Below are 17,073 nucleotides of genomic sequence, written 5' to 3' on the forward strand. Positions count from 1 at the left end.
TGCGTCACCAGCTCCATCCCAACAACTCATCCAGCGTAATTTGAATCCTTTCAAACTCCGCATCCTCTGCCGCTTTCTTGCGCTTACACACAGGACCATACCCATCATCAATCGACTTTTGTGTTTTGAGTTTTCTGCCGCAACGTCCGCATTCCATCAGTATCCCTCCGCTTGTCTGACGTGGTTGACTTCATTTTTAGCAAAATAAGCGTCTTCAACTTGGTTCCATGTGAACCCAAGGAACTGCTCTCCGATTCCAACAAAGCAGCTAAAAGCTATATATAATATTTCTTGTAAATCTTCTTGTGTAACTCTTTTTGGAGCATCTCTATCCCTCAAAGCGCTGATGCTCGACACTTCATAAAACACCCTGTTGAATGATTGTTCGATAGTTTCCTCTGTATGATCTTCAAAAACGTGAAGATTTTGCGGAAACATATTCAATTCAATCGCAATACTTAAGAAAAAGTGAATGCAATCAACGTATTCTTCGAGGAGTGGGTTCGTGCCTTTTCCACCTTTACATTTCGGACATTCGAACGGGTCATCTCTCAGTATGCTTTTGAATGCTATCCCTCTACCTCTGCAACGCCCACACGCCAGGAAGGTGTTCGGTTGTTGGTTTGCACTCCACCTTTTGAAGCCCCTATGTTCATTCGCGCATTCTCCAAGCTCCGTAAGCAACGCTGTGATCTTCCAATCCCACGGCTCCTCTTTCAAACCGGGGAATCGGTCGTATATTTTCTGATCCAGCACCTTCTGCATTTCAAACAATTTAGTTAAATTCATTTTCCTCGCTCCTTCTAACCCAAAGTCCCGACTTTTCTACCAGCCATTTTAAATTTGCCGAACTAACTGTTACCGTCTTACCCAAGTCGTTGTAAAACACATATTCTTCAAGCTGCTCTATCCGCTCTATGTCTTTCTGTTTTCCGCTGTTTTTTCGACCTCTTTTCTCCACTTCGACCCCTCACTTTCAAAATTTCATAGATTTAATCATCCAACCTGATTGTTACCAAGCATTTATCCTTGTTCTTAGTGCGTTTCTGGTACGTGGGTGTCGCGTAAAACAACACCGTTTTCGGCTTCACACCTAATATTTCTGCGCAATCTTCTACCGTGCCAATGGCAAGCATTTGTTCACCGCGATATACTGCGAATTCAGATTTCATTTGCGTTCACCCTTTCAAAGTTTCATAGATTTCAACTAATCTTCTTGAAGAAATCAACATATTGCCGAATGTATTCAAACTTCTCGTCATACACGTGGTACTTGCTCGTCGTCCCCATATTGAGCATTGGCAACCGTACGTGATGGCTAGGTATGACCAATCTCCTTTCGTGCCTGCCCTTTTCATCCAGCAATACGCAAATGTATATATCGCAAGTTGGATCTACTTTCCCTAAGCGAAAAGTGTGCGTTCGGTGTTTACCCTTTAACAAATAAGGATTCGCTACCTTAACATCCACTTTCACAGTCCCCTCAACCAATAAATCGTAAGGGTGTTTAGTGCTCATTCTTTCAGCCTTGAACCCTAATCCTTTCATCACTCTCTCGATGTGACCTTCAAACAAATGACCAAGTGTTGTTTCCGAGTTTTTCAAACCCAAACCAAGTTCATTAGCCCAACCGCTGTATTTCTTCGTTTTAGAAATCTTGCAATGCAAATCGTTTCTTCCGATGGATTTCAATTCCTCTGCGCTAGGCATTCTATCCACCCCTAGAATCCCAATTGATTTCATTAACTCTGACTTGATTAACTCCTCTGTCCACATCGTTCTTTTCTTCACTGCAATCACCCTCCTACGCATATTTATAGCGACGTAACGGTTCACAATGGCTTTGTGCGACTAGAAGGGAAGATCATCAGACGGGTCTACCGTTCCCCCACCTGTCGAAAACGGGTCATTCGATGTCGTTTCCGATCGATTCTGAGCGTCCCGCTGATAGTTTGGTGTATTCGTATCCCACGGTGCTTGTCTACCGTTAGATTGATTGCTAGATGTGTTTTCCGCATTACTGTTTCTCGGCTCCAAGAATTGAACCGAATCTGCCAAAATTTCCGTGGTATAAACCCGAACGCCATCTTTTTCGTATGACCCTGTCTGGATTCTCCCGTCAATGCCAACTAGTGAGCCCTTCTTCAAAAAGTTAGCTACGTTCTCCGCCGTCTTCTTGAACGTCAAGATGTTCGGGAAATCCGCTTCCGTTTCGCCACTCGCATTTTTAAACGTTCTGTTGACCGCAATCGAGAAGCGACACATGGCCACTCCTGATTGCGAATACTTAACTTCTGGATCGCGTGTCATGCGACCAACCAATACGACACGGTTAATCATGTTGTATACCTCGTTTCCTTTTGGCGTCTTTCGAACGCCGTTATACAAGCTGACTCCAGTTCTTTGTATTCGCCATTCCACAGGTCAATTGCATCAATCACCACGTAATACGGTACGACTAGAAATTCCTTGCCACATTCGCTACATGCCGGTTCGTCGAACACGTAAACTCCATGTTTCTTACTTGTGTCCATTTCCTTAAAATCAAAGTCCGCATTCTCGAAAACTATGAAACCCTTGCACCCTTCGACATTGCATTTATGCGCCTCGATGCTCATTCCACCATCGTCCTCTCCTCTTCCAAATGCTTTAACCTCGCCGCCGTCCAATCGCTCTTTTCACGTCTTGGTTTTTCCGGCAACTTCTCGTGCATTACAGCAACCAAACACTTACCGTCACAACAACGCATAGATCCGTAAGCCCAAACTTTCTTGCCATGTGGTATTGCAATGCCGCACATATCGCAGTGGATGCGCTTGTTCATTCCGCCACCTCCAACAACTCCGGATTATCATGAACGTTTCCGATGATAACCATATCTTCAACGTCCGACTTTCTGTTTTCATCAACACACGGAAACAACTCAAATCCATTCCATTCAAAAATAACTCCAGTGATTGCAACTTTCGCTGTATCATCGTCAAATGACGGGTGTGAAACTACTTCACGAACTACGGTTTTAAGCCTCACTACAAAGCGTCTGACCTCGCCATCAATTTTCAGCTCTGTAATATCCCCATCGAAAATCTCTAGGTTGAATTTGGCTCTCAATCCCACGTACTGCCCAATCGTTTTTTCATCTACGACTGTTTGAGGTATGACATTGGCTATTAGATTTTGTGGTAGGATATAGTGCATTCCCACTGCCGTTTTGACATAACTGCCATACATCCAATCACCCGTTTCACGACATCTACCACGAAACTTATTTTCTCTCACGATGCCACCGCCCTTTTAACCGCTGGCAACCTAACAAGAGATTGATAGTCCATGTCGATAAACGATTCGCCATTAGGTCCCTCTGTGACGCCATGCACCGTGATTAATTCGTGATGGATGATTAATATTTCTTGTATGTTCATAGCGCTTGTTCTCCTCCTAATTCTCGTAGTAGTTCTTGTCGCATTCTGTCGATTTCTGAATCAGATTCAACCGGAACAACCGACTTAGGTTGCTTATCCTTCGCAAACCATTCAGGCGCAATTTCCTCGCGTCCAGATTTTCTCGATTTATTCTGCGCCGGGAAGTGTCGGTCAAGGATAAATCCGACGCAGTACGACAACGAGTGAATCCGATCTCTTGAGTGCCGAGGGTTATAATTCCTGAACGATTCTTCCAAACTACTAATTGCTTCCAACAGCGGAACACCTGCCGCTTGAATCTCTTTAGCTGCATTCAAGTCGGCTGGTTTAAAATCAAATCCAAAAGCACGCAATTCTACAAAACGATTCAACAGCTTGCGGAGATAAATTTCTGACGAATCGTCATTCCCGTTTTTTGATTTTGTTTCAACAAGATTTTCGAAATCAGCAGCATCTTTCTTTACCTCTGTTTTTATGTTTATTGTCTTTAATATTTCTTTTGTATTTATAGGGGTGTCAATTTGACCTACTCTAGAGGTGTCGCCGTGACCACTACTAGGGGGTGTCGGCATGACCACTAGGGGGGTGTCACTATGACTACTAGTAGGGGGTGTCGTTTCGACCACTACTAAATCCTCTTTAGGGGTGTCATCTTGACCACTACTAGATTCATAATTTTGTCCGCTAGAGGTGTCATCTTGACCACTACTAATTTCCATCCCTGTGTACTGTTTGATAGTCCATTTCGTGTAATTTTTGTTGAATTCGACGATTTTAGGACTAGAACCAATGGGTGCTTTTACTTCGATAATCACGTTACTTTCTTCCAAAGACTGAAGTGTTTCGATGACTCTTTTTCGTTGTAAACCGGTCTGACGAATGATTTGATTTAAGCTAAACTCACACTGTTTTCTATTCCATCCATAAGTGTTGCGCCATAATGCCAGAAGCAACTTAAGCTGATTTTGCGTGAATCTGAAGGACTGGATGGCATCCAACAGTTCATTGGCTATCTTGGTGTATCCATGTTCCAACTGGACATCAGCCACTTATTTCACACCCTTTTAAAACTTTTTAGTATATGACCTTTTTAACAATTTCCCATACTTCCAACGCACTTTCGTCTGGATCTTCGAATATTTCCGAACCACTGAAACGAATAACACGATAACCCAGCCGCATTAAACGCCTTTCTCTTTGCTTGTCTTTCCTAACTTGCTCCTTGGTTTTCTCGTGAAAATCATGACCATCACATTCGATGACGAATTCATGATTTATTTCTCGCTCCATATCAGCAATTGACAAAGTGATGTCTGTACGGTATTTTGCATTCCTGAAAACCACTTCTTCTTGAACTTCTATATTGAATAAGAATCTGTCACAAAATAAATCAAAGTGTTTAAATAAGTCTTCTAGCGCTAAAAACATTAATTGTTCAATGGGAGATTCACACTTCAAAATACGGATGTCTTCTATTTCGTTTCCTTCATCCAATAAACGCCCTGTCACTCCGTCCAGATAATCTAAGACACTTTTCTCTAATTTCGACTTCATAACAATGCCCCCTGTCAAGGTACATACACGAGCTTCCCTGTGGTCGCTTGCACCGCCCTTTTAAACTCTTCTTCATTGCTGTTGGTATCGCTCAGATGCAGCAAATGAATCTCTTGGACTCGCGATAAATCGTTAGCCTTTAAGAATTCAAGTAAGTTTTCTAGCGAGAAGTGACTCCCGATAATTCGGTTTGCTAGAAACTCCGGAATGCGTCCAGATTCAACATTTTCATCAAGGATTTTTCGTGAATAGTTACACTCAATCATCAAGTGAGTAAGACCTGTAAATCTGTATTTCACGTAGTAGGTATCTGTTGCGAAAAGTAACTTAATGCCATTATCGCTCTGTATAAGAAAACCGTGATTCTCGACATCGTGTTGGACATCGAACGGTAAAATAGTAAACGTCCCAACTCTGAACTGTTTCTTGTTTTCATACCGCCTAATTCGGTTATGCTGTATGCCTATTTCACGTTCGGTAGTCTCCGACATATAAACGTCCACCGAAGCGTCTAACGCTCCCTGTACCCCTTTACAGTGGTCTTTGTGGCTATGACTAATCAATGCAGCTGCTACTTTCGAAGTTTCATAGTTTAAAGCCCGCTGAATCTTTTTGAACTGGACGCCCAGCTCGATTAAGAGCCGGGTTTGTCCATCGTCAATCATGTAGCAGTTTCCTGTTGATCCAGTTGCAAGTGTTCGGATAATCATCAGAAGCCAGGTCCATTCGTCACCGCTTGTTTCGGTTGTTCGGGCTCTGTATAAATTTCTTGTTTAACCGGCTCTGCATCGATGATTTCATCAGTCTCTCGATTTACTTCTTTTTGAGGTTCTGATTGAAAATCAATCATTTCTGTGTTTGCGTTTTCCCTAATTTCGGCATCGGGATTAATTTCACGGCGTGGCGTTTCATCAAATTCGTTTTCTGTCGTATTGTTGATTGATTCGACCAACAGGTCACTGTCGTCACTTGTGTTAATAAAGGCTTTAGCCGCACGATTGATTACGGTACGTTTAGCCATTTCTTGCGGAAACTTCTTGTGCACTGCCTGTTGCGTCTTAGACTGACCCCACGAAGCTTCTATTTCTTTCTTGGTCATAACTGTCATGATTTCTTCGTCATCAGTGGTTTGGACAATAGCATATGCACCGATAATGTCTTTGTCACGATTTTCAAAAGCTGTTTTATGGCTTACTAGTTTCTCGCGCCCCCTGTCGTTCTCGTATTCAAAAACATCGTCCTTGTAAATTACGTTGGCCCAGATGTCCTTGACGTTCGTAAGTCGTTTCAGAACTGCTTGCGTCCCGAAATACGAGCGATTAAGTTTACAAGTATCACCGTATTTGATGAAGTAGCACTGTGTCTTAGCTGGACTTAAACCTTGTGTCACCATGTCCAATAGCGCGTTAGCTACGGATGCTTTAGAACAGATTTCAAGTAGATTTCCTCCGGCATTATTGCTTAGTGCGAAAAATGCGCTTTTTAACGCGTTACTGTGGTTATAGTTTTGAGGTAGTACCAAGCCCTCTTCTTGCAAACTGATTAATGCTGCGTTCACGTCGTTCGTAATGTCCTTCTGGATTAGCGCTACTGATTGTGTTGGTTCTTTAGCCATTATTAATTACCCCTCTCAACTCTTTAGTGGTAATGTGAGATTCGGTTGAAGAATAACGAACTTCACCAATCACTCTACCGCCATTAGCACGTGTTTTTTTATAACTTTTCAAGGCATCTTCCGCAGTCTTTGCATCGCGCGCTTCAACCACATACTCAACTCGACTTTCTATTACTTCACTTACAATGAATTTTGGCATTTAAATTGCCTCCTTCATATCGTCCGCTTGCTTTTCAATCCGTAACTGCTTGTCCTTTTCGGAAGCAACAAGGCTGATTAACTGTGAATCGGTTTCAATCACGCCGGTAACTGATTCAGCGTTGTCGATAAAGGTCAATACTCTAAATCCGTAATGCTCAGAAAGCGTCTGGATGATGTCTAGCCCGACTCTTATTTTCGCTCCGTCGTTTAAATCAGAGCTGTAGGGAACGCCTTTGTAGGTAGTCTCGCAAACATCATTTAACTCACCGTTTACTTGCTTGTGGAATAGCTTGAATCGGGCAAGTTTGAATTTGCTATTAATCTTCTCGTCTAACAAATCAACTTTCGTTCTTGTGAATTCTTCAATGAGGAATAACTCTTTTTCCACTTGTTCAAATTCTTTCGCTAACTTCGTTTGCTGCGTTTCAAGTTCCGCGATTCGATTTCTAGCTTTTATCGCCGCGTCTTGTTGTGCGATTCTAGCGTTGCATTCTCGTAGTTTGATACGTAATTCGGAAACTTCTTTCTCGATGTTGCCAACAGCACTTGTTGCATTTTCTTTAAGTAATTGAATTTCTTCATTCAGCTTCGTTTGTTCTTTCAGCTTCGCCTGATATTTCGAATCTTGACGGGCGTCTTTGACTTCCTCCCTCAATGCTTCTAGTTCAGCTTCAAGTTTCGCGACAGCATTTTGTTTCACTTCAATTTCAGACTGAGTAGTGCTTGTTGTATTGGATAGTTTTTCGTTTAGCTCCAGCAGTTCATCTTTTTTCTTTGCGCCCGCTTTTCCTAACTCTTGGATTTCTTCTAGTCTTTGTGACTTCTTAAGATTGAAAGCAGTCAACGCCTTTTCTTTCGCCGCCGCCACTTGTTCAACTGGTAAGTCTTGTTCACAAGTCGGGCAGACGCATTCGACTTCATGGGTAAACTCTGATGATTCGAGAACTGTGTACTCCTCACGAAGAGGGACTAGTTTCTTTTCAGTGGATTCAAATTCTTCGTTATTGCGTTTGACCTGGTATTCCGCATCCTCTTTTTTGCGCTTAAGAATCGAAATGTTTGATTGTTCTTCTTGGATTTTCGCGTTTACCTTATTCGCTTTTTCAATTGAGTCAGCTTCAAGATCTCGCTTAATGGATTCGAGGTCCAAAGCGACTTGCTGTAGTTCCTGTTGCTTACCGACAATCGCAGTACCATTCTTGATATTGTTGATTTGCGTTTCGTGTCCACTAATTTCTTTTTCGAGTATTGCAACTTCATTATTGATAGAAGTTACGTCGGTATTTTCTTCCGGAAGAGAGTTATGATTTTCTTTAATCGCTACAGGAATAGTTTTTAGTTCTTCATTGATTTTTGATTTCTTTGCCGCGATGATTAGTTTGTGGTCCTCTATTTTCCGACCTTTTAGAATGCCGGTTAACTCTTTCAGCTTTTCATTTGATGAAATGACATCCTCGTCAGATAAATCACCTACAATGTCCAGAAGCGTCTTGCGGCGATCCGTCCACTTTAATTGTTCGTTGAAGTAAGTAGGTGACGTAAGGAGTCTAAAGATTTCCTCGTCAATCATATTTTCAATCTCTTTTTTGTACTGCCCCTCGGGAGTTGGCACATCATTAATGGAATATCTGTTTTTATTGCCTTTAAACGTCTTTTCTGGCGAATTTCTAGCTTTTGTCCAATCTTCGTAATGCACTCGTTTTAAAGCGAGCTCCACTCCGTCAACTAGGAATATCGCTTCGACCTCATTTTCCAAACCACTTATTTCTTCACCGTTTTCAGTTAACGTCTTCACAGTAAACTTCGAAACATTTTTACTGTTTTTATTGAACAATAGCCAAAGGAAAGCGTCGTACAATGTCGTTTTTCCTGCTCCATTTTCACCGTAGATTTTCACATCATCACCGTTGACCTCAAGCGTAAAGTCCTTCACGCCTTTGAAGTTTTTAAGAGTTAGTTTCATCAATTTAATTTCTTTCATCATTCTTCCTCCTCGTATAAATAGTCTTGGTAAAGTTCTTCCACGCCATCAGTACAAAAAGTACAAGGTGGATTTACGAAGCATGTACAATCGTATTCACCATTTTTTCTAAGGTGTTCCATGAATTCTTCGCGGTCCATCTTCACTTCCAAAACGCTCACTCCTTGTAATTAATGGGGTTCTACGCTAAAATAGCGGTAATAAGATTTTCAGAACCCCGAATCCACTGTTGTCGCAGTGGGTTTTATTTTTGTTCAAATTCTTTTTCGAGTTCTGCTGTTGTGATCTCGTCGTGACAATCAGCACATCGTTGTGGATAACCGTTACCGTCGCCCATGTACACGCCGCACCCTTCGCAAAACTCACCGTCTAGCGTCATTTCAGCGTATTCACCCATCTAGCTCACCCCTTCCAAGTAACCCGTTAAGGCGTTCGTGAACCATGCTGAGTGCAACATCGAGCCCTTTGCTGACACCGTTTTTGTAACCGGCATCGTAGTCGTCATCATCATTTGACCGCTCGATGTTGGCCCTTTCGTCAAGAAGCTTTTGTGATAACTCAAGCAGCTCTTCGCTAACGGATTTTTCTTGATTCATAGTGTCACCACCCAAAGAATCGCAGTTAGTGCCAGCGCGCCGCCAAGAATGCCGTAAAACATCCACCCATCCGCCGGGTGTAGTTTGTCATCTGGCTCATCAAGGAAGAGGAAGTAATTCAACCGTTTGATTAGATTCATAATGATTCTCCTTTCTTTCTATTTGATGGTTGAATCCCATCAAACAATCCGCCAACGCTGCCAAGGATGGAGGTAATCCCGTTCGCGAACTGTTTGATAGGAGCCAAAGCTCCGTATCTTAATCTACAATTTCCGTTTCAGTCGTACCCACAGCATCGAAGAGTTGCAATGTTCGAGTTTTTTTCTCACCGGCATGTCTTTCACCTCGCTTTGTGGTATAATAAAATCACTTGTATGTGGTGTATAAGTTGTCATTCGCCGGTTGATGTTAGCGCATCAGTCGGTTTTTTTATGTCCAAAATTAATTAAACTAACGTGTATGCCGTTCATTCCCGCTTTTCTAAATGCATCCTCTAACCGTTTGGATGATTGCAATCGAGTTAGACTTACAAGTGATAAGTGCATGTCTACCGTGCGTTTAAGCGCTTCGTCGACGTTATCCGTCCATAGATTCGTTTCAATACTTTCGAGTTGGTGCAAGATCATTCTTTTGATTTCTAGCACGTCCGAAATATCATCACGCTTGTAGTTTTCTAGTTTCATAGTTGCCTCCTACATAAATTTGATAAAGCCGCCGACAAATTGAGTTAACATTTGTGTTAATGCAACCACATCCACGCCGTTGACTATCGCCACTCCTACCTCAATTGGCGTTGTGTTCGCAGACTGTAAACGAGATTGGACAACTTGCAACCATCTGAGTAAGTCGTCTGACTTTAACGGCATTTCATCTCTTTCTAACTTCGATATCGTGCTTCTCGAAATATTCACTAATGGAGCTATTTCCTCTTGCGTCAACTTGACCGCTTTCCGTGTCGCTTTCAATGCCATTCCAAAATTCATAACATTTATTCACCCACTCTCGAATGTTCAAATTCTGAACATGTTCTTGAATTGAACAGTATTTACCAAATGAATCTAGTAATATAGTTAATGAAGGAAGAGTTAACTTGTTGGAACGACCCCTCCGACAACCTCGCATTGACCTCTTAACACCTCGCTTCGCAACTCCGTATGTAAGGGGCCGCCCGCCCCTCTTCGTTTTAACTACCGAGGTCCTTTAACAACATCTCAGCAATCTTCACTTGACCCTTACCGGTGATTAGCGTCGTATGAGTTTGGACATCACCTTCTGTCCTTTTAACGATAGTTGGTCTAACTTCGAACAACCCCTGCATTAAATATTGTTGTTTCGGATTATTCTTTTCTCGACCCTCTTTAATGAGATAGCCCTTTTCCCTCAACCAATCGAAAAGTTTGTTTCTCCCAATGTTGATTCCGTGATTGTCGTAAATCGTTTTTACAAATGAACCGATACTGACCGCCGCTTCGCTTGTTTCAACAATCTTTCCGAAATCGGTATAACGTTTATTAGCTTGAATTTCGTTTTGTAATTGCATGATTTTTTGTTGTTGGAAATCCATCGCTCTTTTAATGACCATCTCAGGACTGTTCCACATTCTTTCTAAGTGGAGGAAATACTGACGCGCTTGTTTCCCCTTTTCAGAGCGTTGGATCATGGCGATTTCTTTTGCCATGTCGAGTTTCATGTTGTGGTCGTCAATTTCTCGTTTAGCTCCGTTATTTACAACCGTGAAACTTTTAACGCTTGCGAAGTCCGCGTCTTCAATAAAGCCGTACTGCAGCATTCTTTCGAACCAACTGTTATAACGCTCGGTCACTTCCAAAAAGCTATAAAGATCTCGACCGCTTACAAGAATTTCGCCGTTACCATTTTGTGATGTCGTTATTAATTGATCCATCGAACTTCCTCCTTTTGGTAGGTTTCTATCTTTTTATGGGGAATAGTGTCAGATAACTTGTTATACTGTAATTGCGAACCCGGACATCTCCTGATAGGAGGTGAACCTATTGGACAAAAACGAAGTAGTACTACAATTGACTTTAAAACTACTTGATAAATTTGATTACAAAATAGAGGATTACGGTGGGACTCCTTTAAAAGAACACGCAGAAATTAGTTCTAAAATTGCATCCCAAATATTTAATGCTATCCACGATGAAATACTCAAAGATGAATAATTGTTCCAGCAATTATTCAAAGTTCACTTTTCGCGCGTTTGGTAGATAGTTAAGTAGGTTCAAAATCGTTTCGCAGTTAAGTCTGATTTGTTCGGGTTCGCAACCCTCGTTTTTATTCAGATTCACCAACATCTCGATTTGTTCTTCAACTATTTGTTGTTTGCGTTCTTCCGTCATCCCTCTCACCTCCTATATAGTAGATTCGTAAATCTCACTCAATCTCCAACCCGCAAATCTTGCAATACTTTGCGTTGATTGGATGGTCCGTGTTTTTGCACCTTGGGCATTTGTGGTTCATGGTGTACCTCCTATTAATAGTTAGTAGATTAGTAATTCTGATCTAGTCATCGTTTCACCAATGAAGATAGTTGCGATTTGTGAATCTAGCTAACTTTGAAATAACCAGTGTTTTCTTCAACCCATTGTGTGTGACGGTCTACCCATTCAAACAACTTGTCCGTCGGGAACAATAATCGCCCGACCGCTCTATTGACCGGGAAATCTGGTCTTGCGGTTAACTCTGCTGCTTTGTCATGACTGATGCGTAACAGAGACATCATTTCTTTTCGCGTTAGCAGAGGTGGTAAATCGCGTTTTTGTAGCGACTCACTCATGAACGATTGAACTTCTTCCCGAAGTACAGGCCTTAACGCTTCTGCAAGTTTGTCGTAGTCAAATTCCATGGTTATCATGTCAAACTCTCCTTTCTCACTCTCCACACCCACCAATCAAAGTTCGAAGTCTTGGCGTAACCTATTGGCGTGGCTCCCTTCTATAGAAGAAGATCGTGGCCGACTCCGCTCTTTCGAACTTTCGTTGCTGGGTGTGAGGTATATATTTTTATACGACCGCTTGTCCATTTTTACACTTTACGTGGATTCTATTCTCAAAAAAATATGAAGTCTCTACGTCGAGCGTTTTTGCTATCAGTTCTAACTCCTTAATACTGATGGGACGTTTTCCACGTTCTTTCATATTGTATCCCGATACTGTGATATCAAGCTTACTAGCGATGAAAGTTTGAGAGATTCCTTTCGAAATCCTCAATTCACTCACCTTTTCGTGAATTTCCATCATGTCACCGCCTTCCAAAATCCACTTTATGTGGAACTCCTAATTACATATTAACTCCACGTTAAGTGGATGTCAACACTTTTATTAACTTTTCGTGGAATCTATTTAACGCTACGTGAAATATTGATATTATTAAAGAACAAATAAATAACGAGAGGATTAAAATCATGAGTTTAGGTAAGCGATTAGGACACGAGAGAACAAAAAGAAATTGGTCCCAAAAATTTGTTGCTGAAAAAATTGGAATCACAAATACCGTCCTATCCAATTACGAAAGAGATTATCGAGATCCGGACACTGAAACACTAACTAAATTAGCTGATCTCTATGAAGTTAAAGTAGACTACTTACTAGGTAGGTCCAGTAATACTAGTTCTGAACATGTTAATGAAGATAAAGCTTTTTATATGGGTCGGATAGCAGCCGAATTCCCTGACATTGATTTGATGTTCAGAGATTTGGAGTCGCTGGACGCAGAAGAGATGAAAGAAGTATATGATTATATTAAGTTTAAGGTGAGTCAGAAAAAACAGTAAGGAGTGGATTGCGTTGGCCAAACTGTGTGCAATATGTGAAAAAGAAGCCTCTATAATGGACAGGCGTAAAATTGCAAACGATGATTTTTTATGTATGGATTGTTTTAAAAAAGCAACAAGTCTTACAACTAAGCAAATGCTTAAACTAAAAACCGTCACCGCGGATGAAATCAGAGAGTCTATCATCAAATCTGGTCATAAAATAAAAAAACACACACCGCCAACTTTGGAAGAGTTAGAAGAACAATTAAATCCGACTATCAAATGTCCTAAATGCGCTTCTAAAAATTTACAATTCATGCAAAATAATAAAAAGGCGTTCTCGGTAGGTAAAGCAGCTGGTGGCGCAATATTGACTGGTGGCGTAGGTGCATTGGCTGGTTTCGCCGGAAAAAAAGGCGATGACCAATGGAGATGTAATAATTGTGGAGATATTTTTACAACTAAGAATAAAAAGTAATCAACTTTAATCGGTGTGCATTTTCGTACGCCTTTTCTTTTACCCGCCAAACCAAACATACATTCTAAGGAGGTCATTACTTGTATACATACTTAGAGGACTTTATACGCGACTTGTACATATCGATAGGCATTACCACCCCCGCCGATATGGATATGTGGGTAATAGCGAAAAGGTTAGAAGTAGAGATTGTCTACAAAAGAAGTGCGTATAGATTCGACAATGAAGTCATCCTAGTGAGAGGTACGAAACGCGAGGAGTGGATGGAATTCGGACATGAAGTTTGTCACTTTTTGCGACATAGCGGCAATCAGTTGAACATGCACCCGCTATTCAGGAAATTGCAAGAATGGCAGGCTGAAAGTTTTATGTATCATTTCTGCGTTCCTACATTTATGCTGCACGAATTGGATTTGCCGCGCAATCGTAGAAAAGCGATATGGGAGATTCAGAAAGCATTCAGTGTATCTTACGAATTCGCAGAAATTAGATTGGAAAAATTCACGCAGCAACATGCATATGCGATGTTGTCTTAATTAAAGGGAGGAGATTTCGTGCATTGCAAAGAGTTAATCAAGGGCAAAAAGTGGGTATGTGTCACTGACGGCCCGCGCGATCCAGTCACAGGTAAACGAAGGCAAATATCAAGGCGAGGTAAAACGAAATCTGAAGCTACAAAAAAAGTACAAGATGCAATAGATAGCTTGAAAGATTTTGGCGTGGACGAAAAAGTAGCAGAGCGAATGACTATTGCCGAACTAGGTTCCTTATGGCTTGAAGAATACAGGTTAACCGGTGTGAAACGGTCCACGATTGATTATAAAGAATCGGCGTTAAAGAGGATAAACAGCTACATTGGCAGTGTCAGAATTGGCGATTTGACGCTGTATCAATATCAAACAATGCTCAATGACGTTTTCGAAAAAGGTTATGCCACATCAAGTATTGGTGGTTACCATACGACGGTGACGATGATGTACAGATATGCAATAAAGCACAAAATGATTAAAAAAAGTCCGATAACTGAAGCGTTCTTGCCGAAGAAAAAACTAACCGTTGATGACATTGAAAATTATAATGCGAGGGATAAGTTTTTTGAACGCGAAGAATTGGAAGAGTTTTTAGAAACGACAGCTACCAGAGGATTATTATTCGACATGGAGTTTTTTCACGTTGCTGCATTTAGTGGAATGCGTCCCGGGGAAATATGCGCTTTGAAATGGCCTGATATTAATTTTGAAGAAAATAAAATACGGATCACGAAAACAATTTACTCCCCCACTAACAATATGTATGACTTTGACATCGATACGCCGAAGACGACCGAATCTATTAGGACAATCGAGATGGATCAAGGTATAATGGATATGCTCGCAGAATTGAAAGAGTACCAGGATAAGGTTAGACAGACAAATTTAAAAGATGATGATTACCAAGATTTGAAACTTGTTTTCAGTCGTCCGAATGGTCGCCCTTACTTTGTTGGATTTTTCGACCAACGCATGACGAGGTTGCTTAAAAAAACCTCGATCAAAAAACATGCCACTCCCCATATATTACGTCACACGCATGTCAGCATGCTCACAGAAGCGGGCGCAGACTTAAACTATATTATGAATCGAGTTGGGCATAAGAACGCTAAAATGACCCGTGAAGTGTATACACATGTCAGTAAGCGCATGAAGAAAACCGTGAGTGAGGATATGCATAAAAAATTCGGGGATATCGTAAAATCTTCTGCTTTAGCAAGGAAAGAGAAATAAAAGTTAGCAGAATGTTAGTTTTTCATATTTTCAGTTCTTGCACATAGCCATAAACCGTTGGTATCACAGCATTCTACCTCTCAAATCTATATGATGTAGACTATCATGCCATGAAACGAGGGTGAAAAGAAAGAGACTGACGAAAAATAATAAAATAATCGCTGCCGCAAGCATAGCACCGCGTTCATTCTGGATAAATCCCAACGGCGAACCCCCTTACGTTAACGGAACCATCCACCATCGTCACAAAGGCAGTCAAAGTCGTACTATCAAAGGTAAATGTTACAGCTTGTATACCTGTAAATAGCGGAATATGTCCACTCCCAGCCACTCGCTTTCTTATGACAGTGCCACTTTGTTCAATCGTAACAGATCCATGATTATTTTGAAGATGAATAACTTTTCCCGCATTCAGCAATTGAATTTCTTTGACATTTGCAAGAAGTTGCTGCAATTCGACAGAGAATAATTCCCATTGCGTGGACGAGTAATCTGCGTATTGTTGATCAATTGGACCTTTCCAAAAGAAAAACAGCAGAAAAAGGTGGATGAAAGCTGTCATAATAAGAAGTTGAAAGATATTTTCTAGCAGTGTATAGCCCTGTTCATCCATCTTCTTCATCAACCGACACATTTCCTAATATCCTTATCGACTACACGATACGATACACAGACAGCTTGTCCTTCAATCGACCAGTCATAATCGATCCCGTCTATCTCACGGCCACCTTCCAGCAAGCCATACGCCTTAAAATAGATAGCCCCCTGAAGAGCCGTTTCCGCTGCGTACATTTGCGACTTTTTCATCTGTAACTTCAAGGTCATTGTTGTCGCTAAAGGAAGTAGTGTTCCAAAGACGGTCATGACAATCATCAGCGTTAGTATTGCCTCAGACCATGAATAACCTCCCTCATTCATAAATAATCATCCTCCCACGCTGAAATTGAAAGCGTATTTCAATTAGACCAGAACTTGTTTCCAGTACAAACGTGCCTGATTTCACAATATCTCCGTTAGCATGAAATTCAACTGCTCTCATACGACTTGAATCGACTAATCTCATACCTGCTGGAAAATCTGTCCTTGCAAATTCAAATTTCCCCGGCACCGATGTAATGTACGTCGCACCCGAATTCATGAAATCTAATTTCGTCCCCACATGATTCGCCATGGAATACGCCTGTAAATTATGAATCGATGCAATAAACGCTTGCAATCCATCTTCTTCTGAGACAGTTCGTATCCACCTATCGCCAATCGGCAAAATAACAGCGGTTATAATCGATACAATAGATAAGACGAGAATCATTTCTAGAAACGTGAAACCACTTTCCTTATTGTCCTTCACCACCCGCTCATGGATTTGTAGATCCCCCCGCCACTTCTACTTTACCTTCCGTGTTAATGGATAGCTGCCGCCCATCTGGACATTGCGGATTTTCAGGTAGGTATTCCTTATCTGTTAAATCTGCTAGACTTGTAGGCATCTGTTTTTCATCCATTTTAAACGCCTCTACCTGCCCTTCAACCATTTTCACATAGGCCGCACACCCTTTTTCATCAATTGACCTGGAATGCTTTGTTACATTCGGAATAGCGATTAGGATAAGCATTGAAATGATGAGGAGAACAATCATCATTTCAATCAAAGTGAATCCATATTCTTCCTTATACTTTTTCATCTATTT

The 17,073-nt window shown here is 41.3% G+C and carries 36 protein-coding genes; 5 read left to right on the forward strand and 31 right to left on the reverse strand.

The annotated features are described in order from the left end of the window. Positions 1-4: 4 nt before the first annotated feature. From N1I80_RS12410 to N1I80_RS12520, 23 genes are all read right to left on the reverse strand, one after another. Complete coding sequence (locus tag N1I80_RS12410; RefSeq protein ID WP_340738180.1) at positions 5-157, reverse strand: DUF6011 domain-containing protein; 153 nt, start codon at positions 155-157, stop codon at positions 5-7. After that, on the reverse strand, positions 157-789 hold the full coding sequence (locus N1I80_RS12415) for a dUTP diphosphatase (RefSeq protein ID WP_340738181.1): 633 nt from the start codon (positions 787-789) through the stop codon (positions 157-159). The genes N1I80_RS12410 and N1I80_RS12415 overlap by 1 nt, the downstream gene beginning before the upstream one ends. Next, positions 776-961, reverse strand: a complete 186-nt coding sequence (locus N1I80_RS12420) for a hypothetical protein (RefSeq protein WP_340738182.1) — start codon at positions 959-961, stop codon at positions 776-778. Before N1I80_RS12420 ends, N1I80_RS12415 begins: the two co-directional genes overlap by 14 nt. 31 nt (positions 962-992) lie before the next feature. Continuing rightward, positions 993-1,172, reverse strand: coding sequence for a hypothetical protein (locus N1I80_RS12425; RefSeq protein ID WP_340738183.1), 180 nt, complete (start codon positions 1,170-1,172; stop codon positions 993-995). Between the two features lie 31 nt (positions 1,173-1,203). After that, positions 1,204-1,791, reverse strand: coding sequence for a hypothetical protein (locus tag N1I80_RS12430; protein ID WP_340738184.1), 588 nt, complete (start codon positions 1,789-1,791; stop codon positions 1,204-1,206). A 60-nt stretch (positions 1,792-1,851) separates the two neighbouring features. Further along, positions 1,852-2,340 (reverse strand): single-stranded DNA-binding protein, encoded by a 489-nt coding sequence (gene ssb / locus N1I80_RS12435; protein WP_340738185.1) that lies wholly within the window; start codon positions 2,338-2,340, stop codon positions 1,852-1,854. Continuing rightward, a complete protein-coding gene (locus N1I80_RS12440) occupies positions 2,337-2,618 on the reverse strand; it encodes a hypothetical protein (RefSeq protein ID WP_340738186.1) in 282 nt (93 codons plus the stop codon). The genes ssb and N1I80_RS12440 overlap by 4 nt, the downstream gene beginning before the upstream one ends. Then, entirely contained in the window at positions 2,615-2,824 is a 210-nt protein-coding gene (locus N1I80_RS12445) for a hypothetical protein (RefSeq protein ID WP_340738187.1), read from the reverse strand. The genes N1I80_RS12440 and N1I80_RS12445 overlap by 4 nt, the downstream gene beginning before the upstream one ends. Further along, complete coding sequence (locus N1I80_RS12450) at positions 2,821-3,279, reverse strand: YopX family protein (RefSeq protein ID WP_340738188.1); 459 nt, start codon at positions 3,277-3,279, stop codon at positions 2,821-2,823. Before N1I80_RS12450 ends, N1I80_RS12445 begins: the two co-directional genes overlap by 4 nt. Beyond that, positions 3,276-3,422 carry a hypothetical protein gene (locus N1I80_RS12455; protein WP_340738189.1) on the reverse strand — a complete coding sequence of 49 codons (147 nt, stop codon included), beginning with the start codon at positions 3,420-3,422 and terminating at the stop codon, positions 3,276-3,278. The genes N1I80_RS12450 and N1I80_RS12455 overlap by 4 nt, the downstream gene beginning before the upstream one ends. Next, entirely contained in the window at positions 3,419-4,471 is a 1,053-nt protein-coding gene (locus N1I80_RS12460) for a replication protein (protein WP_340738190.1), read from the reverse strand. The genes N1I80_RS12455 and N1I80_RS12460 overlap by 4 nt, the downstream gene beginning before the upstream one ends. Before the next feature lie 25 nt (positions 4,472-4,496). Continuing rightward, positions 4,497-4,976 (reverse strand): endonuclease domain-containing protein, encoded by a 480-nt coding sequence (locus N1I80_RS12465; protein WP_340738191.1) that lies wholly within the window; start codon positions 4,974-4,976, stop codon positions 4,497-4,499. A 14-nt stretch (positions 4,977-4,990) separates the two neighbouring features. Continuing rightward, entirely contained in the window at positions 4,991-5,689 is a 699-nt protein-coding gene (locus N1I80_RS12470; protein ID WP_340740039.1) for an MBL fold metallo-hydrolase, read from the reverse strand. Next, complete coding sequence (locus N1I80_RS12475) at positions 5,686-6,591, reverse strand: recombinase RecT (RefSeq protein WP_340738192.1); 906 nt, start codon at positions 6,589-6,591, stop codon at positions 5,686-5,688. The genes N1I80_RS12470 and N1I80_RS12475 overlap by 4 nt, the downstream gene beginning before the upstream one ends. Then, complete coding sequence (locus N1I80_RS12480) at positions 6,584-6,790, reverse strand: hypothetical protein (RefSeq protein WP_340738193.1); 207 nt, start codon at positions 6,788-6,790, stop codon at positions 6,584-6,586. The genes N1I80_RS12475 and N1I80_RS12480 overlap by 8 nt, the downstream gene beginning before the upstream one ends. Then, positions 6,791-8,773: an AAA family ATPase gene (locus N1I80_RS12485; protein ID WP_340738194.1), complete on the reverse strand. Its 1,983-nt coding sequence runs from the start codon at positions 8,771-8,773 to the stop codon at positions 6,791-6,793. It lies immediately after the preceding gene. Beyond that, positions 8,773-8,925, reverse strand: coding sequence for a hypothetical protein (locus tag N1I80_RS12490; protein ID WP_340738195.1), 153 nt, complete (start codon positions 8,923-8,925; stop codon positions 8,773-8,775). Before N1I80_RS12490 ends, N1I80_RS12485 begins: the two co-directional genes overlap by 1 nt. Positions 8,926-9,017: 92 nt before the next feature. Then, positions 9,018-9,170: a hypothetical protein gene (locus N1I80_RS12495; RefSeq protein WP_340738196.1), complete on the reverse strand. Its 153-nt coding sequence runs from the start codon at positions 9,168-9,170 to the stop codon at positions 9,018-9,020. Then, positions 9,163-9,369 (reverse strand): hypothetical protein, encoded by a 207-nt coding sequence (locus N1I80_RS12500; RefSeq protein ID WP_340738197.1) that lies wholly within the window; start codon positions 9,367-9,369, stop codon positions 9,163-9,165. Before N1I80_RS12500 ends, N1I80_RS12495 begins: the two co-directional genes overlap by 8 nt. Beyond that, complete coding sequence (locus N1I80_RS12505) at positions 9,366-9,509, reverse strand: hypothetical protein (RefSeq protein WP_340738198.1); 144 nt, start codon at positions 9,507-9,509, stop codon at positions 9,366-9,368. The genes N1I80_RS12500 and N1I80_RS12505 overlap by 4 nt, the downstream gene beginning before the upstream one ends. 276 nt (positions 9,510-9,785) lie before the next feature. Further along, a complete protein-coding gene (locus N1I80_RS12510; RefSeq protein ID WP_340738199.1) occupies positions 9,786-10,052 on the reverse strand; it encodes a hypothetical protein in 267 nt (88 codons plus the stop codon). 9 nt (positions 10,053-10,061) lie between these two features. Beyond that, entirely contained in the window at positions 10,062-10,352 is a 291-nt protein-coding gene (locus N1I80_RS12515) for a helix-turn-helix domain-containing protein (RefSeq protein WP_340738200.1), read from the reverse strand. Positions 10,353-10,552: 200 nt separating this feature from the next. Continuing rightward, positions 10,553-11,272: an antA/AntB antirepressor family protein gene (locus tag N1I80_RS12520; protein ID WP_340738201.1), complete on the reverse strand. Its 720-nt coding sequence runs from the start codon at positions 11,270-11,272 to the stop codon at positions 10,553-10,555. A gap of 109 nt (positions 11,273-11,381) precedes the next feature. On the opposite strand from N1I80_RS12520, the gene N1I80_RS12525 reads away from it, so the two are divergent. After that, entirely contained in the window at positions 11,382-11,552 is a 171-nt protein-coding gene (locus N1I80_RS12525; protein WP_340738202.1) for a hypothetical protein, read from the forward strand. Between the two features lie 12 nt (positions 11,553-11,564). On the opposite strand, the gene N1I80_RS12530 is transcribed toward N1I80_RS12525, so the two are convergent. From N1I80_RS12530 to N1I80_RS12540, 3 genes are all read right to left on the reverse strand, one after another. After that, positions 11,565-11,729, reverse strand: a complete 165-nt coding sequence (locus N1I80_RS12530) for a hypothetical protein (protein ID WP_340738203.1) — start codon at positions 11,727-11,729, stop codon at positions 11,565-11,567. A 206-nt stretch (positions 11,730-11,935) separates the two neighbouring features. Beyond that, positions 11,936-12,244, reverse strand: coding sequence for a DNA-binding protein (locus N1I80_RS12535; protein ID WP_340738204.1), 309 nt, complete (start codon positions 12,242-12,244; stop codon positions 11,936-11,938). A gap of 148 nt (positions 12,245-12,392) precedes the next feature. Next, a complete protein-coding gene (locus N1I80_RS12540) occupies positions 12,393-12,626 on the reverse strand; it encodes a helix-turn-helix domain-containing protein (protein ID WP_340738205.1) in 234 nt (77 codons plus the stop codon). A 167-nt stretch (positions 12,627-12,793) separates the two neighbouring features. On the opposite strand from N1I80_RS12540, the gene N1I80_RS12545 reads away from it, so the two are divergent. The 4 genes from N1I80_RS12545 to N1I80_RS12560 all read left to right on the forward strand — a co-directional run bounded on the left by N1I80_RS12545 (position 12,794) and on the right by N1I80_RS12560 (position 15,385). Continuing rightward, entirely contained in the window at positions 12,794-13,162 is a 369-nt protein-coding gene (locus N1I80_RS12545; protein ID WP_340738206.1) for a helix-turn-helix domain-containing protein, read from the forward strand. A gap of 13 nt (positions 13,163-13,175) precedes the next feature. Further along, a complete protein-coding gene (locus tag N1I80_RS12550; protein ID WP_340738207.1) occupies positions 13,176-13,622 on the forward strand; it encodes a DUF4428 domain-containing protein in 447 nt (148 codons plus the stop codon). Positions 13,623-13,702: 80 nt separating this feature from the next. Further along, a complete protein-coding gene (locus N1I80_RS12555; protein WP_340738208.1) occupies positions 13,703-14,158 on the forward strand; it encodes an ImmA/IrrE family metallo-endopeptidase in 456 nt (151 codons plus the stop codon). Positions 14,159-14,176: 18 nt separating this feature from the next. Continuing rightward, positions 14,177-15,385, forward strand: coding sequence for a tyrosine-type recombinase/integrase (locus N1I80_RS12560; protein WP_340738209.1), 1,209 nt, complete (start codon positions 14,177-14,179; stop codon positions 15,383-15,385). A gap of 63 nt (positions 15,386-15,448) precedes the next feature. Here the strand turns inward: N1I80_RS12560 and N1I80_RS12565 are convergent, their stop codons facing one another. Genes N1I80_RS12565 through comGC form a run of 5 tightly spaced genes read right to left on the reverse strand, consistent with a single transcriptional unit; the run spans position 15,449 to position 17,067 of the window. Next, on the reverse strand, positions 15,449-15,589 hold the full coding sequence (locus N1I80_RS12565) for a hypothetical protein (RefSeq protein ID WP_340738210.1): 141 nt from the start codon (positions 15,587-15,589) through the stop codon (positions 15,449-15,451). Further along, a complete protein-coding gene (locus N1I80_RS12570) occupies positions 15,570-16,007 on the reverse strand; it encodes a ComGF family competence protein (RefSeq protein WP_340740040.1) in 438 nt (145 codons plus the stop codon). Before N1I80_RS12570 ends, N1I80_RS12565 begins: the two co-directional genes overlap by 20 nt. After that, positions 16,007-16,303: a hypothetical protein gene (locus tag N1I80_RS12575; protein WP_340738211.1), complete on the reverse strand. Its 297-nt coding sequence runs from the start codon at positions 16,301-16,303 to the stop codon at positions 16,007-16,009. The genes N1I80_RS12570 and N1I80_RS12575 overlap by 1 nt, the downstream gene beginning before the upstream one ends. Then, positions 16,296-16,733, reverse strand: coding sequence for a type II secretion system protein (locus N1I80_RS12580; protein ID WP_340738212.1), 438 nt, complete (start codon positions 16,731-16,733; stop codon positions 16,296-16,298). Before N1I80_RS12580 ends, N1I80_RS12575 begins: the two co-directional genes overlap by 8 nt. Positions 16,734-16,740: 7 nt before the next feature. Continuing rightward, on the reverse strand, positions 16,741-17,067 hold the full coding sequence (gene comGC / locus N1I80_RS12585) for a competence type IV pilus major pilin ComGC (protein WP_340738213.1): 327 nt from the start codon (positions 17,065-17,067) through the stop codon (positions 16,741-16,743). Positions 17,068-17,073: the final 6 nt, after the last annotated feature.

It is taken from the genome of Sporosarcina sp. FSL K6-3457 (assembly GCF_038007285.1).
GTDB lineage: Bacteria > Bacillota > Bacilli > Bacillales_A > Planococcaceae > Sporosarcina.

Bases quoted from the DNA above. Each gene is read 5' to 3' on its own strand.
- N1I80_RS12425 (WP_340738183.1), bottom strand. From the start codon at position 1,172: ATGAAATCTGAATTCGCAGTATATCGCGGTGAACAAATGCTTGCCATT.
- N1I80_RS12575 (WP_340738211.1), bottom strand. From the start codon at position 16,303: ATGAATGAGGGAGGTTATTCATGGTCTGAGGCAATACTAACGCTGATG.
- N1I80_RS12475 (WP_340738192.1), bottom strand. From the start codon at position 6,591: ATGGCTAAAGAACCAACACAATCAGTAGCGCTAATCCAGAAGGACATT.
- N1I80_RS12465 (WP_340738191.1), bottom strand. From the start codon at position 4,976: ATGAAGTCGAAATTAGAGAAAAGTGTCTTAGATTATCTGGACGGAGTG.
- N1I80_RS12505 (WP_340738198.1), bottom strand. From the start codon at position 9,509: ATGAATCTAATCAAACGGTTGAATTACTTCCTCTTCCTTGATGAGCCA.
- N1I80_RS12495 (WP_340738196.1), bottom strand. From the start codon at position 9,170: ATGGGTGAATACGCTGAAATGACGCTAGACGGTGAGTTTTGCGAAGGG.
- N1I80_RS12540 (WP_340738205.1), bottom strand. From the start codon at position 12,626: ATGGAAATTCACGAAAAGGTGAGTGAATTGAGGATTTCGAAAGGAATC.
- N1I80_RS12455 (WP_340738189.1), bottom strand. From the start codon at position 3,422: ATGAACATACAAGAAATATTAATCATCCATCACGAATTAATCACGGTG.
- N1I80_RS12530 (WP_340738203.1), bottom strand. From the start codon at position 11,729: ATGACGGAAGAACGCAAACAACAAATAGTTGAAGAACAAATCGAGATG.
- N1I80_RS12545 (WP_340738206.1), top strand. From the start codon at position 12,794: ATGAGTTTAGGTAAGCGATTAGGACACGAGAGAACAAAAAGAAATTGG.
- N1I80_RS12500 (WP_340738197.1), bottom strand. From the start codon at position 9,369: ATGAATCAAGAAAAATCCGTTAGCGAAGAGCTGCTTGAGTTATCACAA.
- N1I80_RS12415 (WP_340738181.1), bottom strand. From the start codon at position 789: ATGAATTTAACTAAATTGTTTGAAATGCAGAAGGTGCTGGATCAGAAA.
- comGC (WP_340738213.1), bottom strand. From the start codon at position 17,067: ATGAAAAAGTATAAGGAAGAATATGGATTCACTTTGATTGAAATGATG.
- N1I80_RS12440 (WP_340738186.1), bottom strand. From the start codon at position 2,618: ATGAGCATCGAGGCGCATAAATGCAATGTCGAAGGGTGCAAGGGTTTC.
- N1I80_RS12515 (WP_340738200.1), bottom strand. From the start codon at position 10,352: ATGAATTTTGGAATGGCATTGAAAGCGACACGGAAAGCGGTCAAGTTG.
- N1I80_RS12570 (WP_340740040.1), bottom strand. From the start codon at position 16,007: ATGAAGAAGATGGATGAACAGGGCTATACACTGCTAGAAAATATCTTT.
- N1I80_RS12485 (WP_340738194.1), bottom strand. From the start codon at position 8,773: ATGAAAGAAATTAAATTGATGAAACTAACTCTTAAAAACTTCAAAGGC.
- N1I80_RS12480 (WP_340738193.1), bottom strand. From the start codon at position 6,790: ATGCCAAAATTCATTGTAAGTGAAGTAATAGAAAGTCGAGTTGAGTAT.
- N1I80_RS12535 (WP_340738204.1), bottom strand. From the start codon at position 12,244: ATGATAACCATGGAATTTGACTACGACAAACTTGCAGAAGCGTTAAGG.
- N1I80_RS12410 (WP_340738180.1), bottom strand. From the start codon at position 157: ATGGAATGCGGACGTTGCGGCAGAAAACTCAAAACACAAAAGTCGATT.
- N1I80_RS12445 (WP_340738187.1), bottom strand. From the start codon at position 2,824: ATGAACAAGCGCATCCACTGCGATATGTGCGGCATTGCAATACCACAT.
- N1I80_RS12510 (WP_340738199.1), bottom strand. From the start codon at position 10,052: ATGAAACTAGAAAACTACAAGCGTGATGATATTTCGGACGTGCTAGAA.
- ssb (WP_340738185.1), bottom strand. From the start codon at position 2,340: ATGATTAACCGTGTCGTATTGGTTGGTCGCATGACACGCGATCCAGAA.
- N1I80_RS12520 (WP_340738201.1), bottom strand. From the start codon at position 11,272: ATGGATCAATTAATAACGACATCACAAAATGGTAACGGCGAAATTCTT.